Below are 20,300 nucleotides of genomic sequence, written 5' to 3' on the forward strand. Positions count from 1 at the left end.
TTTTATCCTTTGTAAATTTCGTCATAGCTGCGGTTTGGCGCTATGTCGATGATTTGTACGGGGCAAACCTCGGCGCACGCTCCGCATCCGACGCAGCCACGTTTAAATTCGGGCAAATTTCGCCCGTCGCTTTTAGCCATCGTTATGGCGGCGTCTCCGACCGGGCAGAGGCTAACGCACAGATCGCAGGGTTTATCTATGCTATTTTGGACGGCGTCTTTTACGGCTTGCTCGCGGTCGTTGTAAATTTTACGCTCGAGCATTCTCGTAACGCCGCTTAAATTTACGTTTTCGTTTTTATAAGCAAGACAGACTTCATGCTCCCTTAGCACGCCAACGCCCATCTTTACGTCGCTAATCTGCGTCGTGGCGTGATCCAGCGCGCCACTGGGACAGGCTAAAACGCAAGGAAAAAGGTCGCACAGATAGCAGCCTCGCTCGTGCGCGTTTATGTAGGACGTGCCGTTTGAGTAGCCCTGCGCGATGTCTAGTAGCCCGATGCTGTGATACGGGCAGACCTGCACGCACTGGCCGCATTTTATGCAAAGCGACTCAAAATCCTTAACAGCTCCCGGAGGCCGTAAAAAAAGCTCGTCCGCGCGCGTTTTGGGTAAAAAATATCCGATGCCGTAGCCTGCGGCCGCCGCGCCTGCCGTTAGGGCGATAAAATTTCGTCTATTCATAGCGCGACCTTTTGGGCGTTATTGGGGCGCATTTTAGGAGAGTCGTCCTCTAAAAGCTTAAGCGGCTCGGAAAAAGGCGCTAGTTTAGCTAGGAAATTTAGCCCGCTAATCACGGTCGAACCGTAGAAAAAGCGCAAAGCCGGATAATACTGCCAAAGCTTGTCGGCGTAAATAAAGTGCGAGTAGGGCGTGTCGCCGATACCGTCTCTATCGACGTCTAGGCCTTCGTATTCGTCGAAATAATTACCGCTCCACTCGTTTAGCTCGATCTTTGAGCCAGGAGTGTCGTTGATAGCCGTTTCCATATTGCCAATAAAATCGTTGCCCTTAAACACGCTTTTTTCCTGCGTCGCGTGCATTTGCAGCCCGATGACGTTGTATAAAATTTGATTGTTTTCTATGGTGTTTACGGTGCCCGGATTTAGCGGCGAGCGGTCGGAGTAGATGCCGCGCGAGTTATACAAAAAGGTATTTTCGCTCACGGTAAAGCCCGATGTATCTTTTAGCGCGATACCCACGCCAAAGGCTCCGTTTGAGTTGATTATCACGTTTCGGCGCACGAGAGAATTTGTAGAAAACATAAAATACATCCCTACCGCGCCGCCGCTAAATTCGTTATCCTCGATGAGGTTGCCCGCCGAGTACATCGTATGCACGGCGTAGCGGTTGTTTTGTCCGTAGTTTTTGCGGATTATGTTGTTGCTAGAAAACCACGCCACGATGTCGCGGCTGCTATAGACGTAGTTTCGCTCGATCAAATTTTCGTGCGAATACCACGCGCGTACGGCGTCTCCGCGTCTGGGCACGTCAAAGCCCTCTTTTGAGGTGATGTTGTTATCTCTTATCACGGCTTGGTTGCATTCTGATAGCTCGATACCAAAAAGCACGTCTTTAAAGCGGCTTTTCTCGACTAAAATATTATTGCCCTTTGCGCAGCTTATGCCCGCATCTAGGTTCATCTGGCTCGTGCCGCTGCCCTCGATGTTTAAATTTATAAGCTTTACGTTTTTTGCCGTTACTTTTATCACGCTTGATTTGCGGTCGCCTCGTATCACGGCGTTCTCGCCTTTGCCTATTATCGTTAGCGGTTTATCGACGATTATATTTCCCTCGTAAAGTCCGTCGTTTAGGCGCAAGATGTCGCCCGGTTCGGCAGCGTTTATAGCGTCTTGTAGCGGACCGGCGAAGACCGTCAAATTTAGCGCGCAAAAGAGCAAAAGCTTAAATTTCATTTGGCTTCTTTGAGCTCTTTTTTCTTAGAAAATACGGCTAGGATGCAAAGCGCGCTCATAGCTATCATCACCCAAAATCCTATGCTAGGATACGAGTGCGTCGTAAACTGCGCGACCTTGCCGTCGCCAAGTACGGTCGGCATAAACGGTTTTATCTTAAACGCGCCCCACTCTTGCATATTGTGCCCGTACCAATAAAGCCAGCCCGCAAACGCGCCCATAAAAAGTAGCGGAGCGATAGCGGGAAGCACCATGAGTAGGGAGTTAAATTTGCCGTCGTAGTACAAAAAGGCTAGCATGCAAAGCGTGGAAATAAGCAGATAATAAGGCGCAATCGCGCGCTCGACGTTGCCGCCGTGCTCCATCGGATACATGCCGATATAGTGGTTTATGGTGTTCATCTCGTGTACGTCGCCGCCGTATCCGTCAACGTGGAAATAAACGGGAATGCCGTCCGGAAAGGCGTCTTTTGGGTAGTTTGGCGCTTCAAGCGCGACGTACCAGATAGGAAAAGACGGCGTGCCGATCTCGGCTTTTTGCTCGATCGCTTTTTGTAGGCTGGCTTTTACGTCGTCTGGCATCAAGTGATTTTTGTACTGAAACGAGGTGTAAAGGTCGTAAATTTTATACGAATATCCTGCAATCGGCTCGCCGGCGGCAATTTTGGCCTTCGCGCCGAACCATCCAAGGACCGGAATCGTAAAACAAACGGTCATCAAAACTAACGCGATAATAGTGTAAATTTGATACTTCTTCATCGTTTCTCCTTTATTAAATTTAAAAAATTTTTCGCGAAAGGCTTTTTAAATTTAACGAAAAAGGCTCGGATTAAGCGCTCCGAGCCTTAAATTTAGCGGTTAAATTTGAGCCGCTAAGCTCAAATTTAGATTACATTCCAACGTTTTCGTCGATCCATTTTAGGTATTCGATGATATCTTTGACCTCTTGATCGCTCATGTGCTGGTTAGGCATTCTTAGGTTAAAGTAATCGATCATAGACTTGATATACTCGTCGCCGTAAAATTTAGACGGATCTTTGACGAAGTCAAATACCCATTTCTCGCCGTTTTCGTGACGTAAAAGAACGCCCGTTAGATCCGGGCCCGAGCTAACCTGGCCGATGACGTGGCAAGCGTTGCAACCGCCTTTTAGATATGCGGCCTCGCCTTTAGCCGCAGCCGGACTCATAGGCGTAGCGATCTCTTTGGCGAGATTGTTTTTAGCTCTTAGACCGACGTCTGCGGTTTTAACCATATACTGCCACACTTGGTACTCCCAAAGTATCGCGCCGTTTACGTCGCCTTTTTTATAGGCTTCGTCGGCTTTTGCTTTAGCCTCGGGGATTTTGCCGTATTGATCCAGCGCGTCGGTAACTAGCTCTTTTACCTTAGGATATTTTTCGTAATGCTTTTCTTTTAGGTAGGCTACGACGCTTTGGATAACTTCGTCGGTAGCTTTATTTGTAGCGATTACTTTATCGTATTCGGCTTTTAGGGCTTCGGGACTTAGGGTTTTTAGCCTATTTGCTTTTGCCGATTCGTATTTTTTATTCGGATCTTTAACTAGCAAATAGCCCATCATCTCAAGGTGCAATGCAGAGCAAAATTCGGTGCAGTAGTAAGGGAATACGCCCTCTTCGTCGGCTACGAAATTTACGGTTGCGGTTTTACCCGGCTCTAAAGAGGCGTGGATGTTGTAAAGATCGACCGTAAAGCCGTGAGTCTCGTCCTGTGCGCGCTCTAGGTTTGTTAGGTGGATAGTTACGTTGTCGCCTTTATTTACCTCGATATGCTCAGGGTTGATGTGGCTTCTGATCATCGTAGCGTAGACGGTTACGTTTTTGCCGTTGCGCTCGACTCTTTCTTGTCCGGCAAGAGTTGCGAACGGACTTTCTTTACCGGTGCGAGAGTTTGTTCCCATGGCGTAGGTGGTAGCCGGTTTTAGCTTGCTAGCCTCGATAGATATAACGTCGTGAGGCTCGCCAAGAGGTATCGGCATATCGTATAAAAGCTCCATCTTTGCGCCCGTAGTGTCGATTAGCTGGTGGTTTTGCGGGTGAAGAGGGCCTACCGGGTTAAAGCGGTCGATTGATAGCTTGTCAAGAGCGATTACGTATTTGCCCTTAGGTTTGGCTGATTTTCCCTCCATCGCGTCTAGGTGTCCGATGTTATAGTGGACGTTGATTCTATCTAGGACTTTTAAATTTTTATAGTCCCATTTTACGATCTGGCTATCGACGTAAAGCGAGGTATAAAGTACGCCGTCTTGCGCGTCAAACGCCGTGTGTAGAGGTCCAAGGCCGAGTTCTACTTGTCCGTGTAGGGTCTTTTGCAAATCAAGAATCGGTATGCCGTAAGAGTCGGTGCCGGCAAATTCTTTTTTATCGATTAAATTTTTGATCTTTCTAAAGTCAAAAACCGTAGCGTGCGTATCTAGCTTACCGCCGATAACGATATATCGGCCGTCCGGGCTAACGTCTACGCCGTGCGGGCTCTTTGGCTCGGGGATCAAAAATAGCGCACCGGCTTTAACGGCAGCCTCTATCGTAACTACTCTGTGGCCGTTTATCTCTCTGTAGTTTTTCTTGTCTTGAGCTAGTTTTTCTAAAATTTGCCAGTTATAAACGTGCAAATAGTCAGTATCGTTTCTGCTAGCGCCCGCTTCAAACGGAGGCAAGCCCTTTTCGATACCTCCGGTATACATCTCTGAGTTTATGGAGTTAGAAAACGCCCAGCCAAAGCTCTCGCCCTTACCGGCGTCGCTTAGATCTTGCCAATACGGAGGAAGCTCAAGCGAGAATGAAGCTTTCTCGTCTATCCTGCCTTTTGGATAGTCGAATTTCCAAAACGTTACCGCGCCGCGGTATGCGCTTTCGTACTCGTCTATAGAGTGGTAGCCGTTATCTAGCGGAGCCGCGTACTGCGCCGCTTCGATGACGTATTCGCTATTTGGAGTGATGAAGCTGCCGCCGTGTTCGCTTTTTACGATCGGATTAACGACGATTTGCGTAGTTTCAAAATCGTGCAAATTTATAACCGCGATGCGAGGGTTGGCCTTGTCGTTGATGAAAAGATAATCGCCGACGTATTCGCCGTTTTTCTCGGTTAGAGCAGGGTGGTGAGTATCGCCCCACGAAAGTTCCTTGCCCCTAATCGCGCCGCTTTTTAGGATGGCCTTAGACTCCTCATCAAAGCCGTATCCCTGCCAAGGCTCGGGCGTAAAGACGCCGATAAATTTGTAAATCCTCATCGAAGGTACGCCATAAACCATCACCTGTCCGCTTTGGCCTCCCGAGGAAAAGACGATATAATCATCCTTCTTGCCGCTTGGCTGATACGTTTTAGCAGCCGCTAGGACGTCTTTTTCCGTTAGCCCGCGCGCTTTCATAATAGCTTGCAGGTCGCTATCTGCCGCGCACGCGCTGCTAACTGCAAACGCCATACACGCCGCCGCAACGATGCCTGAACTAAAAATTTTGTTCATTAAAAATCTCCTTTCTTAAGATTTTATTTATAAATTTTAATTTCGCCGTTTATGCTTACGGTTATTATATCCTCATTATTATTAAAAACGCTTATTATCGCATCTGAATTTTTCCCGAGCTGCTCTATGTCCGTAAAATTTGCGTTCGCGCGCCAAATCTCGCCGTTATCAAGGCCGATATAAATTTTATCCCGCACGGATAGCAGGCTTTTTATCCGTAGATTCGAGATTTTATAAATTTTTGCGTTTAGGCTTTTTGGGACGATCTCGCGCGTATCTGCCGAGGGTTTCGTATCTAAAAAATTTACGCTCGTTTTTTTGCGCGACAAATTTACGTCCGCTTCGTTTTTTGCAGTTTTATCTGCTAAATTCGCCTCGAGTTTATCGCCGTGGGCTTGCGGCAAAACCGCGTTTTGACTTAAATTTACGTCCGTTTTATCCGCCGCATTTGCTTTAAAGCCGTCCTGAGAGGCTTTGTCTTTAGCCGCGTTTAACGACTGTTTGCTTAGCGAATTTACCGTGCTTGTTTGCGCCGTTTTTGGGTCTGTACGCTCGCTAGGGGCTAAATTTTCCTCGGCTTTAAATTTTACGCTCGCTATCTCTCCGCTAGCTAGACCCCAAAGCATATCTTGGCCCGCCTGCGCCGCGCTTAAGGCCACCGCATTTAGTTTGCCTTGATTTTTTACCTCCATCGAGGTCAAATTTAACCTAAAAACCGACCTATCCCAGCCGGTTATTACGGCGGCGCTGTTTATGATTTTGCAGGTTGATACGCGGTATACGCCGCTAAGGCGCGCGGCGGAGAGCTTTTTGGCGGACGGGTCGTATACGAGAAAGATATTTTCTCCCGCCACGGCGTAAATTTTACCGCCTGATATGCTTAGATGCGTTATGCGCACATCAAGACCGAGACTTGAGACGTCCAGCGCCACTTCCCTGGAGTTTAAATCCTTGCTAAATTTAACGATTATTCCGCTAGAAAGCCCGGCGTATAGCTCGCCCGCGTCAAAAGCAAGCGAGGTTATCTCGTCTTCGGTCAAGGTTGTTTGCGCGCTTGGTCGTAGATTTGCCGCATCGATGATTTTTAGCTCATTTGCCGCGTCGTATAGGGCTATTTTTCCGCCGTTAAGTTCGCTAAAGGCATAGCTTTTTACGTCGGTGCTAGGCTCAAAACCGTAGCTTGCCACGACTAAAAACAGTAGATAAAAAACGCTTGCTAGCGTGCGTGGGCTCAAATCGTTCCTTCTTTAAAATTTGATGAAACTATACAGCGGGCGAGCTTAAAAAAATATTGACTTAAATCAACTTTCGTAATAATTTGATATATAAAAATGAATCTGCGTTATAACGTAACACGGACTTTATAAAATAGCTAGCCGTTATTTCTCTAAATTTTCCAACGTTTTTTTGATATTTTGCGGGGTTAAATTTGATATTTCGGTTACGAATTTGCCGTTTTTGTCTAGTACGTAGAGTGAGGAGCTGTGTGCGACGGAGTACTCCATAGCAGACTTTTCCAGCAGAACTTTTTGGTATTTTACGCCGTAGTTTTTGGCAATCCCCGGTAGGTCGTTTACTACGACGCCGTATGAGTCCGGATAGAAGTATTTTGCGTATTCATCCACGTTTTTTGGCTCGTCGCGCTCCGGGTCGAGAGTGACGAAAATCACGACGATATCGTCTCTTTTAAGCTCATTTAACACGCCGCTTAAGATACCTAAAGTCGCGGGGCAGACGTCCGGACACGAGGTGTAGCCAAAGTATATGATCTTATTTTTACCATCAAAGCTCTTTAGACTCACCGCGCCGTTTGCGCCCTTACCGGTAAAATCATAATTTTTTTGACCCTCGGCGACGTTTGCGCTTTGGCCGTTAGGGGCGTATTTGTTTGAGTAGAGTGCGAGATAGCCTGCGCCAAGAACCGTTAAAATCAGTATAACTGCGATAATAAGCTTTTTCATCATCCGCCCTTTTTAAGTAAAATTTGCGTCTATTGATGCAAGTCGAAGTCTATATAAAGCCCGCTTCTTTTGCCGTTTTCCAGCACCTCGAAACGGTATCTCATGATGTTTATCAGGCACGCGCTTAGCACGACGTTTGAGACGTAGGCGTTATCGCGCTTTTCGACTTCGGCCTTGATGACGCCCATATCCATGTTTACGCCGTGGATCTCAAGGCTCGGGTCTTTAAACCCTTCTAGCCCCTCGATGCGCACGATTGTCGGCTGCATCGTGTAAACTGGCTTTGGCGAGAGGCTAAATTTAACCGTCTTACCGCGAAACTCTACGCCGCAGGAGTGCTCAGCGTTCATATCGCAAGGAAGCGGGGTTAAATTTGCCCCCACGTCCTCTGCGCTCAAAAAGTCCTCTTGCGCTTGCGGTTTAAAAAACAGGTACGCCGAGGTCGCAAAAACCCCGACTAGCGCAACCAAAACGATGAGAAATTTTTTCATTAATGCTTATGATGTCCGCCGTGATCGTGCGCGCCGTGATCGTGTCCGTGCTCGCCGTCTTTTTTAACGACCGCTTTTGCGACGATGTCTTTTACTTCGAGTTTTTGTCCGTTATCAAACTCTAGCGTAGCGTCTAGTTTGTCGCCCTCTTTGATCGGGGTTTTTACATTCATCAGCATCACGTGCAAACCGCCTGGTTTTAAATTCGCCTCGCCCATCGCAGGCACTTCGATGTTTTCTATCTGCACCATTTTTTTCATGCCGTCTACGTCTTTATGCGTGTGTATCTCGCCCGTAGCGGCTGCGGGAGAGCTAGCGCCGATTAGTTTTACCGGTTTATCGGTGTTGTTTTTGACGTTAAAAAACAGAGCCGTATTTTTAGCGCCCGGAGGAGTGGCTTTAGCGTAGATATCTGAGATCTCGATATCTGCGGCGTTTGCAAAGCCCAAAGAGGCGACTAACAGCGATAAAGCTAAAAATTTGCTTTTCATTTTTGCATCCTTGTTAATTAGATTTTGATAGCGGATATTGTAACACAAAAACGAGCGTTTTTTTTAAAATTAAGAGAAAATGTAATATAATTGCGACCTTTATTACGAAATTACGCAACGTTAGGAAAATTTTGAAAAAACTACTCGGCTTACTGATTTTTTCTATCTTTTTTTCTCAAATTTTAGCCGCCAAGTCTCTAGCGGACGCGAATTTGACGGGCGCTAAATACTGGCTGGAAAAGCTAGGCGCAGCCGACGTCAGATACGGCTACTACGAGGCTAAGACCAAAATCATCGTCATAAATAAAGCGCAAAAAACCCTGCAAAGCTTCGAGTACGCAGGTGGCGCGCTGGAGCAAATTTTTTCGCAAAGCGTGATAACTGGCAAAAGCGGGGATAAATTTAAAGAAGGCGACCTAAAAACGCCGGTCGGAGTTTACGACGTAACGGATAAATTTACGCCGCCAGATCCCTTTTACGGACCGCTTGCGATGTCGTTATCGTACCCGAACGCACACGATAAGGCCGCACAAAAAACGGGCGGAGGCATCTGGATACACGGTCTGCCGATGAAAGGCAAGCGCGAGGATGAAGTAAAAACGCGCGGCTGCGTGGCGTTTAACAACGATGCGCTGGTGAAATTCGGCCAACTGATCGGCAGCGGGGGCGTCGTGATAATCAGCGAAAGTCAGAAGGTGGACGCTAGCAAAGATGACGTCGCGCGCGTGCTGGCGCATCTGCACGAGTGGTTGCAGGCGTGGCGAGATAACGAAACTAAAATTTACCTCGGCTTTTATGCGGACGAATTTGTAAAAATAGAGGGCAAAAACGCGCTAACGAGGGCTAAATTTGCTGAAAATAAAAAAAGAATTTTCGCGCTAAAAGAAAAAAAGAGCATAAAAGCTTCAAATTTTAGCGTGACGCCGTATCCGAACGTCAAAGGACAAAATCTTTTTAGAGTGGTTTTTGATGAGGATTATATTGCGCCCAGTCACGAATTTAAGGGGCAAAAAGAGCTCTATGTGCGGCTAGATAAAGATAAATTTAAAATCTTAACGGAGAAGTAAATGCAAGAAAAAAGCGAAATAGTAAAGGCTCAAATCGAGGAAATTTTAAAGGCGAGGGGCGAGTTTTTCGCTGAGCTAGACCGCCAGGTGCCAAAGGTTGCGGGCACGGACGTGTTTGATTTTGCGGCAGTTGAAGAGGCAGATCTAAAGGCGCTTTACGCTAAATTTTACGCTTATGATTATAATATCAGAAAGCTGCTTCCTAACGTTTACGAGGCGTTTGGCGTAAATTTCAATGTCTGAGCTCGTTTTAAACAGATCCGCCTACATACATAATCTAACCAAAATTTGCGCCAAAGCCGGCGGCAAAGATCGAGTGATTTTGGTGCTAAAAGACAATGCCTACGGGCATGGAGCGGCGCTTGTGGGGCGAGAGGCGGCGAGCTACGGTATTAAATTTTGCGCGGTCAAAAACGAGGCCGAGGCGCGCGAGCTAGAGCCCTTTTTCGAGCATATTCTCATCCTTTCGCACATTCCGCACGGCGGTGAGAGTAGGCGGTTTATCTATGCGGTAAACGACGTTTCGCTGATTTCTAAATTTAAAAAAGGCGCGCGCGTGCATATCGCCGTCGATACGCTCATGCACCGAAACGGCGTGGGGGTGGGCGAAGTGCGTGCGGCGTGCGAGGCGGCTTTGGCGTACGGACTGCAAATTTGCGGCGCATTTACGCATTTTAGAAGCGCCGAAGAGCTTAGTAGCGATTATTTCGTGCAGAGGCAAAATTTCGCCGCGGCAAAAGCCGTAGCGCGCGAAATTTGCGGCGAGGGTTTGGTCTTTCACTCGCATAACTCCGCTGCGACCGAGCGTTTCGGCGAGCTAGCGGACGAGTGCGTGCGCGTGGGTATCGCAGCCTACGGATACGCGCAGTTTGACGAGAGCTTGGGACTAAAGCGCGTGGCGTCGCTCTGGGCGCATAAGGTTAGCGGCAGGGTGCTAAAAAAAGGACAATGTGCGGGCTACGGCGCTAAATTTTGCGCGAGCGAGGATATGCAAATCGCCGTTTACGACCTAGGCTACGGCGACGGATTGCTGCGCTACGCGGGCGAGGGCGAGCTAAAGACTGCCGGCGGACAGCGGTTGCTGGGCAAAATGTCAATGGATAGCTTTTGCTGCGAAGATGCGGGCGATAAAATTTGCGTATTTGACGACGCTAGCGTATGGGCGGATTTTTTCGGCACGATCAGTTATGACGTCTTGACCAAGCTCTCGCCTAGCATCTCGAGGCGGTTTGAGTAAAACTTCTCGTAAGTCCGCTTGAGCGCGCCAGGTAGCAAACTCTGCGCGCAGAACTAGCGTCAAAAGCTAGCTTTTCAAATTTATGGGCTTAGTTTGCTATCTTCAAAAGTGCAAATTTGCCGTCTGATTCAAATTTACGCAGAATTTTGCCTAAGCGTCAGGTTTGCTAAATTTTGCTTGTCGATTTATAGCCCGCCATATCAGCGGGCAAAGTATTTTATGTTTTGGGGCGTTATCGCATCTGCCCTTATGTCTCTATGCCTGCGTTTTTAATTCGGATTTGCGATAAAAACGGACGAGATTCTAGCCGCGGCTAAATTTTTGTAGCGGTGTCAAATTTACGCTGGGTTAGCGCGAGCCGCATTTTGCAAAGACCGAAGAGGAGTATTCGGCTAAGCAGGCAAAATTATTTAAATTTACTTCAAAATATCCCCAAGCGCCGTTTTTAGATCGCCAAATTTAAAGCTAAATCCGCTTTTTATCAAGGCTTGCGGATAGACTTTCGCTCCTTCAAGCAGTACGCTTGATCCCTCGCCCAGCATCAAATTTAGCGCAAATTTAGGCACTTTAAAAAACGTCGGTCGCCCCAAAACCTCGCCTAAAATTTGAGTAAATTCGCCGTTTGTGCTAGGAGTCGGCGAAACGAGATTAAAAACGCCGCTTTGACGGTTTTGTAAGACAAATTTAAACGCTTCCAGCAAATCCGTTGTGTGAATCCAGCAAAACGCCTGCTCGCCGCTACCGATCTTGCCGCCAAGACCGAGCCTAAATGCGGGCAGCATCTTAGCTAGTGCGCCGCCTCGTCCCAGCACCACGCCTAGGCGAAATATCGCCGTTTGCGTCCGCGCTTTAGAGGCCTCGCTCTCCCACTCGCATGCTAGCTCGCCCAAAAATCCGCGGTCAAATTTGACCGAGCTTTCGTCGTGGCTAAGCCCGTTTTCATATATCCCGACGGCTGAAGCGCTGATGAAAAAGGGCGAATTTTCTAGCTCGTTTATAGCGCAAACCAGCGTGCGCGTAGTCTCTATCCTGCTTGCGCGAAGGCGCTTTTTATAGGCCTCGCTCCACCTTGCGGCGATGGAGACGCCGGCTAAATTTATAACCGCGTCGCAGCCTTTGACGAGGTTTTTGAGCGCGTCTTTGTCGGCATAAGCGGCTCGCGGTATAGCTACGACCTCGTGACCTTCGGCTCTAAAAAAGCGGCAGAGCTCGCCGCCGATAAATCCGCTCGTGCCGTTTACGGCTATTTTCATATTTTGCCTTTTTGATAAATTTGCTTTTATGCGGGCGGTCAAATTTGACGCGGCGCGGATTAAATTAGGCTTTAACTTAAAACCCGAAGCCGAGCCGTTTTGCTTAAATTTAACGGCAAGACCTGCGCTTAAATTCGCCCGTCAAATTTACTTTCTAAAATACCCTTTCACGCCGCTTCCGCCATCTAGTTGCGAGCGTAAATTTTCTAGCGCGGCGATACGCTCTTGAGTGCTCGGGTGCGTGCGAAATAGCGAGCCCAGAGCGCTTTTTACGCCGCTAAAAGGATTTATGATAAACATATGCGCGCTTTGTTCGTCGGCGTTTGCCATCACGCGTCCGCGCGCGTAGTCCTCGAGCTTTCGCAGCGCGCCGGCTAGGTGCTGGGGCTTGCCCGTTATCATCGCGGCGCCCCTATCTGCCTCAAACTCCCGCGCCCGCGAGATCGCCATGCGTATGATCGTAGCGGCTAGCGGCATGATGACGGCTAGAGCGATTAGCATCAGAGGATTTTGCTTGCCTTGACGATTCGCCGCGCCAAACTGCGCGAAATTCGCCAGTATCGCTATCGCGCCCGCAAATACAGCCGCGATAGAGCCGGTTAGGATGTCGTAGTGGCGCACGTGGCTTAGCTCGTGAGCTAGCACGCCCTCGATTTCGTCTTTGTTTAGCAGATTTAGCAGCCCTTCGGTCACGGCCACTGCGGCGTGGCTGGGGTTGCGACCCGTGGCGAAGGCGTTTGGAACGGCTTCCGGGATGATGTAGATCTTTGGCATCGGCAAATTCGCCTTCGCGCAAAGCTCGCGCACGATCTGGTAAAGCCCCGTCGCGTGCGCTTCGTCCACCGGCACGGCTTGGTAGTGCTTGAGCACGAGGGTGTCCGAGAAAAAATACGAAAAGAAATTCATCCCAAGCGCAATCAAAAACGCTACTAGCATGCCGCTAGTGCCGCCTATCGCGCCGCCCACGGCTACGAAAAGCAGCATTAGCGCCGTCATCAAAAATGCGGTTTTAAAAAGTTCCATTTGTTTCCTTTGCTCGTAAAATTTTACGAAAATATCTCGCCGCCGTCTTTTATCTTTTTTATAAAGGCAAAAATATCTCGCTCCGCTAGGTGCATCGGAGCCGAACCTAGCGCGCCTAGATCGTTTAGATAAATCGCATCGTCCGAGTTTAACTTTATAAAAAATCCAAGGTCGCCGTCTTGGCCTATCATATAAAAATTTGGCTCGTAAAGCGCCACTTCGTAGGTTTCGTTTCGCTCGGCTAGAGCCGCGCGCCCGTATAGATACGCACCCGCGCCCATTTCGTTAAAAACGTCCACGCACTCCTCGCCATCGATATCTTCTAAAAATTTTAGATATAGCGTCGGAAATTTTATCATCGTTTATCCTTGCCTATTACGGCGGTTTTAAATATCGCGACGTCCGCGCCCGTCTCGCTAAGCGCTGCTAGCTCGTTTTCGCTTTCTACAAAGGCGCAAATTTGAGCGTCAAATAGATAGTCCTGCGCTAGCTTTGCCGCTTTGCCGGCAAGCTCGCGGGGCATGATGATAAATTTCGCTCCGGCCGCGTTTGCGACGATGACTTCGTTTAGATTTTCAGCTTCGACGCTAAACTGGGCGCCGAGTTCCTGCGCACGCTTTATCGAGGCTGCGTCAAATTTAAATAAATTTTGCTTGCCCGCTTCGATCTGCCGGGCATTCTCGCGCCAAAACAGCGGCTCGTACGGCACTAGCTCGTGACCGATTAGTTTCATTTGTTATCCTTTATGCAGTCCTCGCAGACGTATCCGCCGCCGCTTATTACGGCGTCTTTTGCCTCTATAAAGGTGCCGCACTTTTTGCATTCGACGAAATTTTCGGCCTCTTTGTCCTCTTTTTTTGCGCCTTTTACGCCTCTTTTGATCCGGGTTTTAAAAAATATCAAATAAATCGCGATTAAAACCGCCAAAAAAGCCAAAATTTTAAATAACATCGCCGCCCTTTATAAGTACGTAATTTCGGTTGCCGCGCCCGTAAATTTGAGCTTTGAGCCCCTCTAGCTCGCTTTGCACGCTGCTTCCTTTGTAGAGTAAAATTTGAGTTTGCGCGTCAAAAAAGCCGCCGCAAATGCCAAGCAAATCTTTCGTTTTCATTAGCGCTCGGCTGGTAATCAGCTGCGCCGTAAAGGGCTCGCCGTCCTCGATCTTGCAAGATTTTACGCGGACGTTGGTTAAATTTAGCTCGGCCTTGACGTAGCTTAGAAACGCCGATTTTTTCGGGCTGGGTTCAAAGAGATACCACTCGCACTCCCTTAAAATCATCGCGAGAAATATCGCGGGAAAGCCCGCTCCGCTGCCGATGTCAATCGCCGTTTTAGCGTCCGCAATTTGCTGGAAAATTTCAAGCGGAGCTATGCTATCGGCGATCTGCTCGTTTAAATTTTTGTAGTTAGTTAGGCTGTGCACGCGGTTAAATTTAGCTAAAATTTCGCTAAATTTCGCCGTTTGCGCGTCAAAGTCTCTTGGCAGGTCAATTTTCATCTAGCATATGCCCCATCTGCTCTTTTTTTACGCGCAGGTAGTTTTCGTTAAATTTGTTCGCGTGTATGACGATCGGCACGCGAGAGACGATCTGCACGCATTTTAGCCCGGATAATTTTTTTGGATTATTGGTTAGCAAATTTATCTTTTCGATGCCGAAGTGCTTTAAGATAAAATCCACGATCTCATACGTGCGCTCGTCGGCCTTAAAGCCTAGCTGGTGGTTTGCCTCGATGGTATCAAAGCCCTCGTCTTGCAGATGGTACGCGTTTACTTTGTTTAGCAGGCCGATATTTCGCCCCTCTTGGCGCAGATAGATCACCATACCGCCGTGCTCTTCGATGTATTTTAGGCTGGCTTCGAGCTGGTCGCGGCAGTCGCATTTTAGGCTACCGATCGCATCGCCCGTTAGGCACTCGGAGTGGATGCGGACGTTTACGACCTCGCCGAAAGGTCTTTTAAATATCGCTAAATGCTCCTTCTGCCCCTCCTTAAACGCCTGTATCTCAAACGTCCCGAAGCGAGAGGGTAAATTTGCCGTATTTGAAAGCTCGATATTCATAAATTTTTAACTCCTATTATGTTACACTAAGCGTAAATTGTAGCGAAGTAAAAGGAAAATTATGTTTAAACGTTTTAGAAGACTCAGGATAAATCCCGCGATCAGAGAGATGGTGCGCGAAACTAGCGTTGCGGCGAGCGATTTTATCTATCCGCTTTTCGTCGTCGAAGGCAAGGGCGTGAAAAAAGAGATAAGCTCGATGCCGGGCGTCTTTCAGATGAGTTTGGACGAAATTTTAAAAGAGTGCGAAATCGTGCGAAATTTAGGCATAAAAGCGGTTATTTTGTTTGGAATCCCTAGCCTAAAAGATAGCGTAGGTAGCGACGCCCTGAGCGATGATGGCATCATAGCGACCGCGCTACGAGCGATAAAGGATAAATTTGCAGACCTCGTCGTGATAACCGATCTTTGCTTTTGCGAGTACACCGATCACGGCCACTGCGGTATCCTAGATCACGTCCATCAGACCGTCGATAACGACGCTACGCTGGAGATCTCCGCTAAACAAGCGCTGATCCACGCTAGAAACGGCGCCGATATAATCGCTCCAAGCGGTATGATGGACGGCATCATCGCTACCTTGCGCGGGGCGCTGGATATGAACGGATACGAAAATTTGCCGATTATGGCGTATTCGACTAAATTTGCTTCGGCATACTATGGACCGTTTCGCGACGTAGCCGAGAGCGCGCCGAGCTTCGGCGATAGAAAAAGCTATCAGATGGATAGCGCAAACCGCCTAGAAGCCGTGAGCGAGAGCCTAGAAGACGAGGCGCAGGGCGCCGATATCTTGATGGTAAAGCCCGCCCTTGCGTATCTAGATATCATCCGCGATCTGCGCGAGGCGACGAGACTGCCGATCTGCGCGTATAACGTGAGCGGCGAATACGCCCTGCTAAAAGCCGCAGCAATTGCGGGCGTCATCGACTACGAGCGCGTGATGATGGAGACATTAGTCGGGTTTAAGAGGGCGGGGGCGGATATGATAATAAGCTATCATGCCAAAGAAGCCGCCGCTTTACTAAGAAAATAGCGGCTCGTTTTTTGAGTGCTTTTGAGAGAGATTTTTGCTTCGTTGTACTCGCAACTGCGAGCAGAGGAAATTTTAAGTCTGCGGCAGACTACTTGTCTAGCCTTGACTTAAAATTTCTGCACAACATTTAAATCCATCTCACAATACTCCGCCTTAAAAATTTGTGGGCAAATTTGGGAACAAGGGGGCAAAATGCGACACTTTTTGACGCTAAACGACTTCGGCAAAGACGAAATTTTAGAAATGATAAATTTGGCGCGCGAGATAAAAAAAGAGGCAAAAGCGCGAGATTTCAAACCGTATCTAAAAGATCAAAAACTGGCGATGATATTTGAGAAAAGCTCGACTAGAACGCGCGTAAGCTTTGACGTGGGGATGAATGAGCTTGGAGGACACGCGCTGTTTCTAAACTCAAGTGATATCCAGATCGGGCGCGGCGAACCGATAAAAGACACCGCGCGCGTGATCTCGCGAATGTGCGATCTCGTCATGGCTCGCGTAAATCGCCACGAGACGCTCGAGGAATTTGCCAAATTTAGCCGCGTGCCCGTGATAAACGGCCTTAGCGACAAATTTCACCCGGTGCAGCTTATGGCGGACTACCTCACGATGCTGGAATTTGACGCAGGCAAATGCGTAGCTTATGTGGGCGACGGCAACAACATGGCCCACTCGTGGCTGATGCTAGCTAGCAAGCTTGGCTTAGAACTAAGAATAGGGGCGCCCGCAGGCTACGAACCCGACGCCGAAATCTTAAATTTAGCGATGAAAAACGCTCAAATTTCGGGAGCTAAAATTTATCTAACCCATGACGCAAAAGAAGCCGTTTCTGGCGCAGACGTCGTTACTACCGATACCTGGGTCTCGATGGGGCAAGAGGCGGAAAAAGAAAAGCGCATAAAGGACTTTGCCGGATTTTGCGTGGATGAAAATTTGATAAAATTAGCCGCGCCCGGCGCGATATTTTTGCACTGCTTGCCGGCCTACCGCGGATACGAGGTGAGCGAGGCGGTGTTTGAAGCGCATGCGGACGAGATTTTTGCCGAGGCAGAAAACCGCCTGCACGCGCAAAAAGGCGTGATGGTGTGGCTGGATAGGCAGCGAAACGGGTAAGTTAAGGAAGTAAATGAAAGAAAAAAATCTACAAAAAACATAAGAAAAAATCGACGAAATTTCGGGCGAGCTCGGGATAAAAGAGGGCGAGAAAACGATATTTGAGATCGTACCGACAAGCGATCCGAGTCAAATGAGCCTCAGCCTAAAAAGCGGCTCGTGGGATGGGGTGGAGCCGTGGTTCGGCATTGACGAAAATCAAAATTTGCACACGATGGTTTCGTTAAAATCGCTCTCGCAGCTCATCGAAGCCTACCGCAACGTCCAAAAGGAAAATTTCGAGCTAAGGCTTGAAAAGACGATCTGGCAAAACGTGCCGATAGATTTTGCGGACGTTTGGGTCGTGGCGATGGACGAGATACGCAAGATTGCCGCAAAGAGCAAAAAGAAAAAAAGCATCGACGTAAATTTGGAAAAACTGGTAAAGGATATCAAAAAGCAGCATCCCAATCTATTTGTCGATATGCAGAATTTAATGAAAAACGCGAGGAATAAAACGCTATGATAGATTTTGACGCTTACGTGAAGTATTCGCGCCCGGGGCCGCGCTACACGAGCTATCCGACCGCACCCGAGTTTAGCGATAAATTTAGCTACGAGGACTATCTAGCCGAGCTAAAAAACCGCGACGCCTCGCGCCCGCTTTCGCTTTATTTGCACCTGCCGTTTTGCCGTAGCGCCTGTTATTTTTGCGGTTGCAACGTGATTTATACGAGCAAAGAGGACCGCAAAACGCGCTATATGGAGTATTTGCAAAAAGAGCTTGAAATTTTGGCCGCAAACCTCGACACGAGCGCGCCGGTGCTACAAATGCACTTTGGCGGCGGTACTCCGACCTTTTACAGCGCGGGACAGCTCGATGAAATCATAAAAATGATAAAGGCTAAATTTAAAAATTTCTCGCCAGAGGCTGAAATCAGCTGCGAAATCGACCCGAGATTTTTAACGTCCGAGCAGCTTGACGTACTGATTTCGCACGGCTTTAACCGCGTTAGCTACGGCGTGCAGGACTTTGACGAGCGCGTGCAAAAAGAGATCCACCGCATCCAGCCCTACGAGATTACCAAAAACGCCGTGGATATGGCACGCGCTAAGGGCATAAACTCGATAAATATGGACCTGATCTACGGCCTTCCATATCAGACGCTAGATAGTTTTAAAGCGACGCTGGATAAGGCTCTGACGCTGTCTCCCGACCGTTTGGCGGTGTTTAACTACGCGCACGTGCCGTGGATAAAAAAATCTATGCGTAAATTTGACGAAGCTACGCTGCCTAGCCCCAAAACCAAGCTTGAAATTTTAAAATACACGGCCGAGTTTTTTATCAAAAACGGCTACAAAATGATCGGTATGGATCACTTCGCAAAGCCTGGCGACGAGCTTTTCGGCGCGCTTGCTAACGGCACGCTTCATCGCAACTTCCAAGGCTACACGACCAAGGGCGGAGCCGATCTAATCGGCATCGGACTAACTAGTATCGGCGAGGGGCAAAGATACTACGCTCAAAATTTCAAGGACATGGACGAATACGAAAAGGCCCTAGATAGCGGCGTTTTGCCGTATTGCAAGGGCATTTATCTAAATGAAGACGATCTAATAAGAAAAGCCGTGATAATGAGCCTAATGAGCAACTTCGCTCTTGATATCAAGGCTGTCGAGGATAAATTTGGCATCAAATTTTTCGAGTACTTTAAAGATGATTTGGTCGAGCTTGAAAATTTGAGCGAATTCGTAACCGTAACGCCAGAAAAAATCAGCGTAAACGAGACGGGCACGCTAATCATCCGCAATATCGCGATGTGCTTTGACGCGTATCTGAAAAAAATACCGGAAAATTTACGCCGATTTTCTAAAACGGTTTGACGCGAAAATGTTTAAATTTAGCGAAATTTCGGATAAATGCGTAAAATGCGGCAAATGCATCCAAGTCTGCACGATCCATCACGTAAACTCCGACGAAACGACCTCTCCGCGCGGCTTTTTAGACCTTGTCGGAGCCTACGAGCGCGGCGAGCTGAAGCTTGATAAAAACGTTAAAAATATCTTTGAAAGCTGCTTTTTATGCACTAGCTGCGTCGAGGTCTGTCCAAACTCCTTGCGCGTGGATACGGCGATAGAAAACGTCCGACGCGACATCGCGGAAAAATTTGGCATCGCGTGGTACAAAAAGGCGTTTTTTTGGCTACTGCGCCACCGCGCGGTTATGGACTTGGCGGCAAAGCTTGGCTACGTGTTTCAAAGCTGCGCGTTTAAGATCCGCGAAGGCGCGATGAGTCCGAGGTTTAGCCTGCCGATGGTAAAAAAAGAGCGGCTTTTGCCCACTGCTAGCAAAAAGAGCTTTTTAAACTCGCACGCCGAGTTTATCGATAACGGCAGCGATAAAACCATCGGAGTTTTTATCGGCTGTATGGGAAACTACGCATATACGGGCGTCGGCGAGGCTCTCGTTAAGATCGCGCGCGAGCTAGGGCTAAATTTAAATTTGATGAAAAAGCAGGCCTGTTGCGGCGCGCCGGCGTATTTCACGGGGGATTTTGCGACGGTTGAGGTGTTAGCAAAGAAAAATATCGAGTATTTCGAGCGGCTTTTGTTAAATTTAGACGCTATCATCGTGCCCGAGGCGACCTGTTCAGCGATGATAAAGATCGACTACGAGCACTTTTTCCACGCAGACGAGCAGTGGCGAGATCGGGCAAAAGCGGTGAGTAAGAAGATATTTTTAGCGACGGAGTATTTTGAAAAATTTACGAATTTGGCTGAAATTTTGGCAAAAAAAGGCAAAAATTTAGCCTCCGTGACCTATCACGATCCTTGTCACGCTAGAAAAATGCAAGGCGTCTTTAAAGAGCCTCGCAAACTGCTCGCTCAAAACTACGAAATAACAGAAATGAGCGATCCAAACGAGTGCTGCGGTTTTGGCGGAGTGACGATGCAGTCTGAAAAATATCACCTAAGCCGCGCGGCCGGACAAAGAAAATCGGAGATGATAAAAAAAACGGGCGCAAAGATCGTAAGCGCGGAGTGTAGCGCCTGTAAAATGCAAATTTCAAATGCGTTACATATCGGCGGTTCAGACGTGAAATGCGAGAACCCTATCGAGCTCATAGCAAGGGCGCTGGGGTAGGGTGCTCGGCCAAATTTATCGCAATTTTATTCATTGTCGTATATAATCC

At 48.2% G+C, this 20,300-nt stretch carries 23 protein-coding genes; 8 read left to right on the forward strand and 15 right to left on the reverse strand.

What is annotated here, in order from left to right:
* Positions 1 to 2: 2 nt before the first annotated feature.
* From RYL88_RS02380 to RYL88_RS02415, 8 genes are all read right to left on the reverse strand, one after another.
* Positions 3 to 683 carry a 4Fe-4S dicluster domain-containing protein gene (locus RYL88_RS02380; protein ID WP_314988804.1) on the reverse strand — a complete coding sequence of 227 codons (681 nt, stop codon included), beginning with the start codon at positions 681 to 683 and terminating at the stop codon, positions 3 to 5.
* Entirely contained in the window at positions 680 to 1,915 is a 1,236-nt protein-coding gene (locus RYL88_RS02385) for a nitrous oxide reductase family maturation protein NosD (RefSeq protein ID WP_314988805.1), read from the reverse strand. The genes RYL88_RS02380 and RYL88_RS02385 overlap by 4 nt, the downstream gene beginning before the upstream one ends.
* The gene (locus tag RYL88_RS02390) at positions 1,912 to 2,673 is read right to left on the reverse strand and encodes a cytochrome C (RefSeq protein WP_297966256.1); all 762 of its coding nucleotides are present in this window, start codon (positions 2,671 to 2,673) and stop codon (positions 1,912 to 1,914) included. The genes RYL88_RS02385 and RYL88_RS02390 overlap by 4 nt, the downstream gene beginning before the upstream one ends.
* Positions 2,674 to 2,803: 130 nt before the next feature.
* Entirely contained in the window at positions 2,804 to 5,398 is a 2,595-nt protein-coding gene (gene nosZ / locus RYL88_RS02395) for a Sec-dependent nitrous-oxide reductase (protein WP_314988806.1), read from the reverse strand.
* A 23-nt stretch (positions 5,399 to 5,421) separates the two neighbouring features.
* On the reverse strand, positions 5,422 to 6,633 hold the full coding sequence (locus tag RYL88_RS02400; RefSeq protein WP_314988807.1) for a hypothetical protein: 1,212 nt from the start codon (positions 6,631 to 6,633) through the stop codon (positions 5,422 to 5,424).
* 144 nt (positions 6,634 to 6,777) lie between these two features.
* Positions 6,778 to 7,359 carry an SCO family protein gene (locus RYL88_RS02405; RefSeq protein WP_314988808.1) on the reverse strand — a complete coding sequence of 194 codons (582 nt, stop codon included), beginning with the start codon at positions 7,357 to 7,359 and terminating at the stop codon, positions 6,778 to 6,780.
* 29 nt (positions 7,360 to 7,388) lie between these two features.
* On the reverse strand, positions 7,389 to 7,850 hold the full coding sequence (locus tag RYL88_RS02410) for a hypothetical protein (RefSeq protein WP_314904497.1): 462 nt from the start codon (positions 7,848 to 7,850) through the stop codon (positions 7,389 to 7,391).
* A complete protein-coding gene (locus RYL88_RS02415) occupies positions 7,850 to 8,341 on the reverse strand; it encodes a copper chaperone PCu(A)C (RefSeq protein ID WP_314988809.1) in 492 nt (163 codons plus the stop codon). The genes RYL88_RS02410 and RYL88_RS02415 overlap by 1 nt, the downstream gene beginning before the upstream one ends.
* Positions 8,342 to 8,472: 131 nt before the next feature.
* Here RYL88_RS02415 and RYL88_RS02420 point away from each other — a divergent pair, with 131 nt between their 5' ends.
* Genes RYL88_RS02420 through RYL88_RS02430 form a run of 3 tightly spaced genes read left to right on the forward strand, consistent with a single transcriptional unit; the run spans position 8,473 to position 10,645 of the window.
* Positions 8,473 to 9,408, forward strand: coding sequence for a L,D-transpeptidase family protein (locus tag RYL88_RS02420; protein ID WP_314988810.1), 936 nt, complete (start codon positions 8,473 to 8,475; stop codon positions 9,406 to 9,408).
* Entirely contained in the window at positions 9,409 to 9,651 is a 243-nt protein-coding gene (cmeU, locus tag RYL88_RS02425; protein ID WP_314988811.1) for a CmeU family protein, read from the forward strand.
* The gene (locus tag RYL88_RS02430; protein WP_314988812.1) at positions 9,644 to 10,645 is read left to right on the forward strand and encodes an alanine racemase; all 1,002 of its coding nucleotides are present in this window, start codon (positions 9,644 to 9,646) and stop codon (positions 10,643 to 10,645) included. The genes cmeU and RYL88_RS02430 overlap by 8 nt, the downstream gene beginning before the upstream one ends.
* 416 nt (positions 10,646 to 11,061) lie before the next feature.
* Here the strand turns inward: RYL88_RS02430 and RYL88_RS02435 are convergent, their stop codons facing one another.
* From RYL88_RS02435 to ribA, 7 genes are all read right to left on the reverse strand, one after another.
* Entirely contained in the window at positions 11,062 to 11,898 is an 837-nt protein-coding gene (locus RYL88_RS02435) for a TIGR01777 family oxidoreductase (protein WP_314988813.1), read from the reverse strand.
* Between the two features lie 147 nt (positions 11,899 to 12,045).
* Positions 12,046 to 12,921, reverse strand: coding sequence for a zinc metalloprotease HtpX (htpX, locus tag RYL88_RS02440; RefSeq protein ID WP_314988814.1), 876 nt, complete (start codon positions 12,919 to 12,921; stop codon positions 12,046 to 12,048).
* Between the two features lie 23 nt (positions 12,922 to 12,944).
* The gene (locus RYL88_RS02445) at positions 12,945 to 13,280 is read right to left on the reverse strand and encodes a hypothetical protein (protein WP_314988815.1); all 336 of its coding nucleotides are present in this window, start codon (positions 13,278 to 13,280) and stop codon (positions 12,945 to 12,947) included.
* On the reverse strand, positions 13,277 to 13,654 hold the full coding sequence (locus RYL88_RS02450) for a hypothetical protein (RefSeq protein WP_314988816.1): 378 nt from the start codon (positions 13,652 to 13,654) through the stop codon (positions 13,277 to 13,279). Before RYL88_RS02450 ends, RYL88_RS02445 begins: the two co-directional genes overlap by 4 nt.
* Positions 13,651 to 13,872 (reverse strand): PP0621 family protein, encoded by a 222-nt coding sequence (locus RYL88_RS02455; RefSeq protein WP_314988817.1) that lies wholly within the window; start codon positions 13,870 to 13,872, stop codon positions 13,651 to 13,653. Before RYL88_RS02455 ends, RYL88_RS02450 begins: the two co-directional genes overlap by 4 nt.
* Positions 13,862 to 14,419, reverse strand: a complete 558-nt coding sequence (rsmG, locus tag RYL88_RS02460; RefSeq protein WP_314988818.1) for a 16S rRNA (guanine(527)-N(7))-methyltransferase RsmG — start codon at positions 14,417 to 14,419, stop codon at positions 13,862 to 13,864. Before rsmG ends, RYL88_RS02455 begins: the two co-directional genes overlap by 11 nt.
* A complete protein-coding gene (gene ribA, locus RYL88_RS02465) occupies positions 14,409 to 14,981 on the reverse strand; it encodes a GTP cyclohydrolase II (protein ID WP_314988819.1) in 573 nt (190 codons plus the stop codon). The genes rsmG and ribA overlap by 11 nt, the downstream gene beginning before the upstream one ends.
* Positions 14,982 to 15,042: 61 nt before the next feature.
* Here ribA and hemB point away from each other — a divergent pair, with 61 nt between their 5' ends.
* The 5 genes from hemB (at position 15,043) to RYL88_RS02490 (ending at position 20,251) form a co-directional block, all read left to right on the forward strand.
* A complete protein-coding gene (gene hemB, locus RYL88_RS02470) occupies positions 15,043 to 16,014 on the forward strand; it encodes a porphobilinogen synthase (protein WP_314988820.1) in 972 nt (323 codons plus the stop codon).
* A 192-nt stretch (positions 16,015 to 16,206) separates the two neighbouring features.
* Positions 16,207 to 17,127 carry an ornithine carbamoyltransferase gene (gene argF / locus RYL88_RS02475; protein WP_314988821.1) on the forward strand — a complete coding sequence of 307 codons (921 nt, stop codon included), beginning with the start codon at positions 16,207 to 16,209 and terminating at the stop codon, positions 17,125 to 17,127.
* Positions 17,128 to 17,176: 49 nt separating this feature from the next.
* Positions 17,177 to 17,632, forward strand: a complete 456-nt coding sequence (locus tag RYL88_RS02480) for a DUF2603 domain-containing protein (protein ID WP_314988824.1) — start codon at positions 17,177 to 17,179, stop codon at positions 17,630 to 17,632.
* Complete coding sequence (hemN, locus tag RYL88_RS02485) at positions 17,629 to 18,990, forward strand: oxygen-independent coproporphyrinogen III oxidase (protein ID WP_314988822.1); 1,362 nt, start codon at positions 17,629 to 17,631, stop codon at positions 18,988 to 18,990. Before RYL88_RS02480 ends, hemN begins: the two co-directional genes overlap by 4 nt.
* Before the next feature lie 7 nt (positions 18,991 to 18,997).
* Positions 18,998 to 20,251, forward strand: a complete 1,254-nt coding sequence (locus RYL88_RS02490) for a (Fe-S)-binding protein (RefSeq protein ID WP_314988823.1) — start codon at positions 18,998 to 19,000, stop codon at positions 20,249 to 20,251.
* Positions 20,252 to 20,300 lie beyond the last annotated feature (49 nt).

The organism is uncultured Campylobacter sp. (assembly GCF_963517995.1).
Taxonomy (GTDB): domain Bacteria; phylum Campylobacterota; class Campylobacteria; order Campylobacterales; family Campylobacteraceae; genus Campylobacter_A.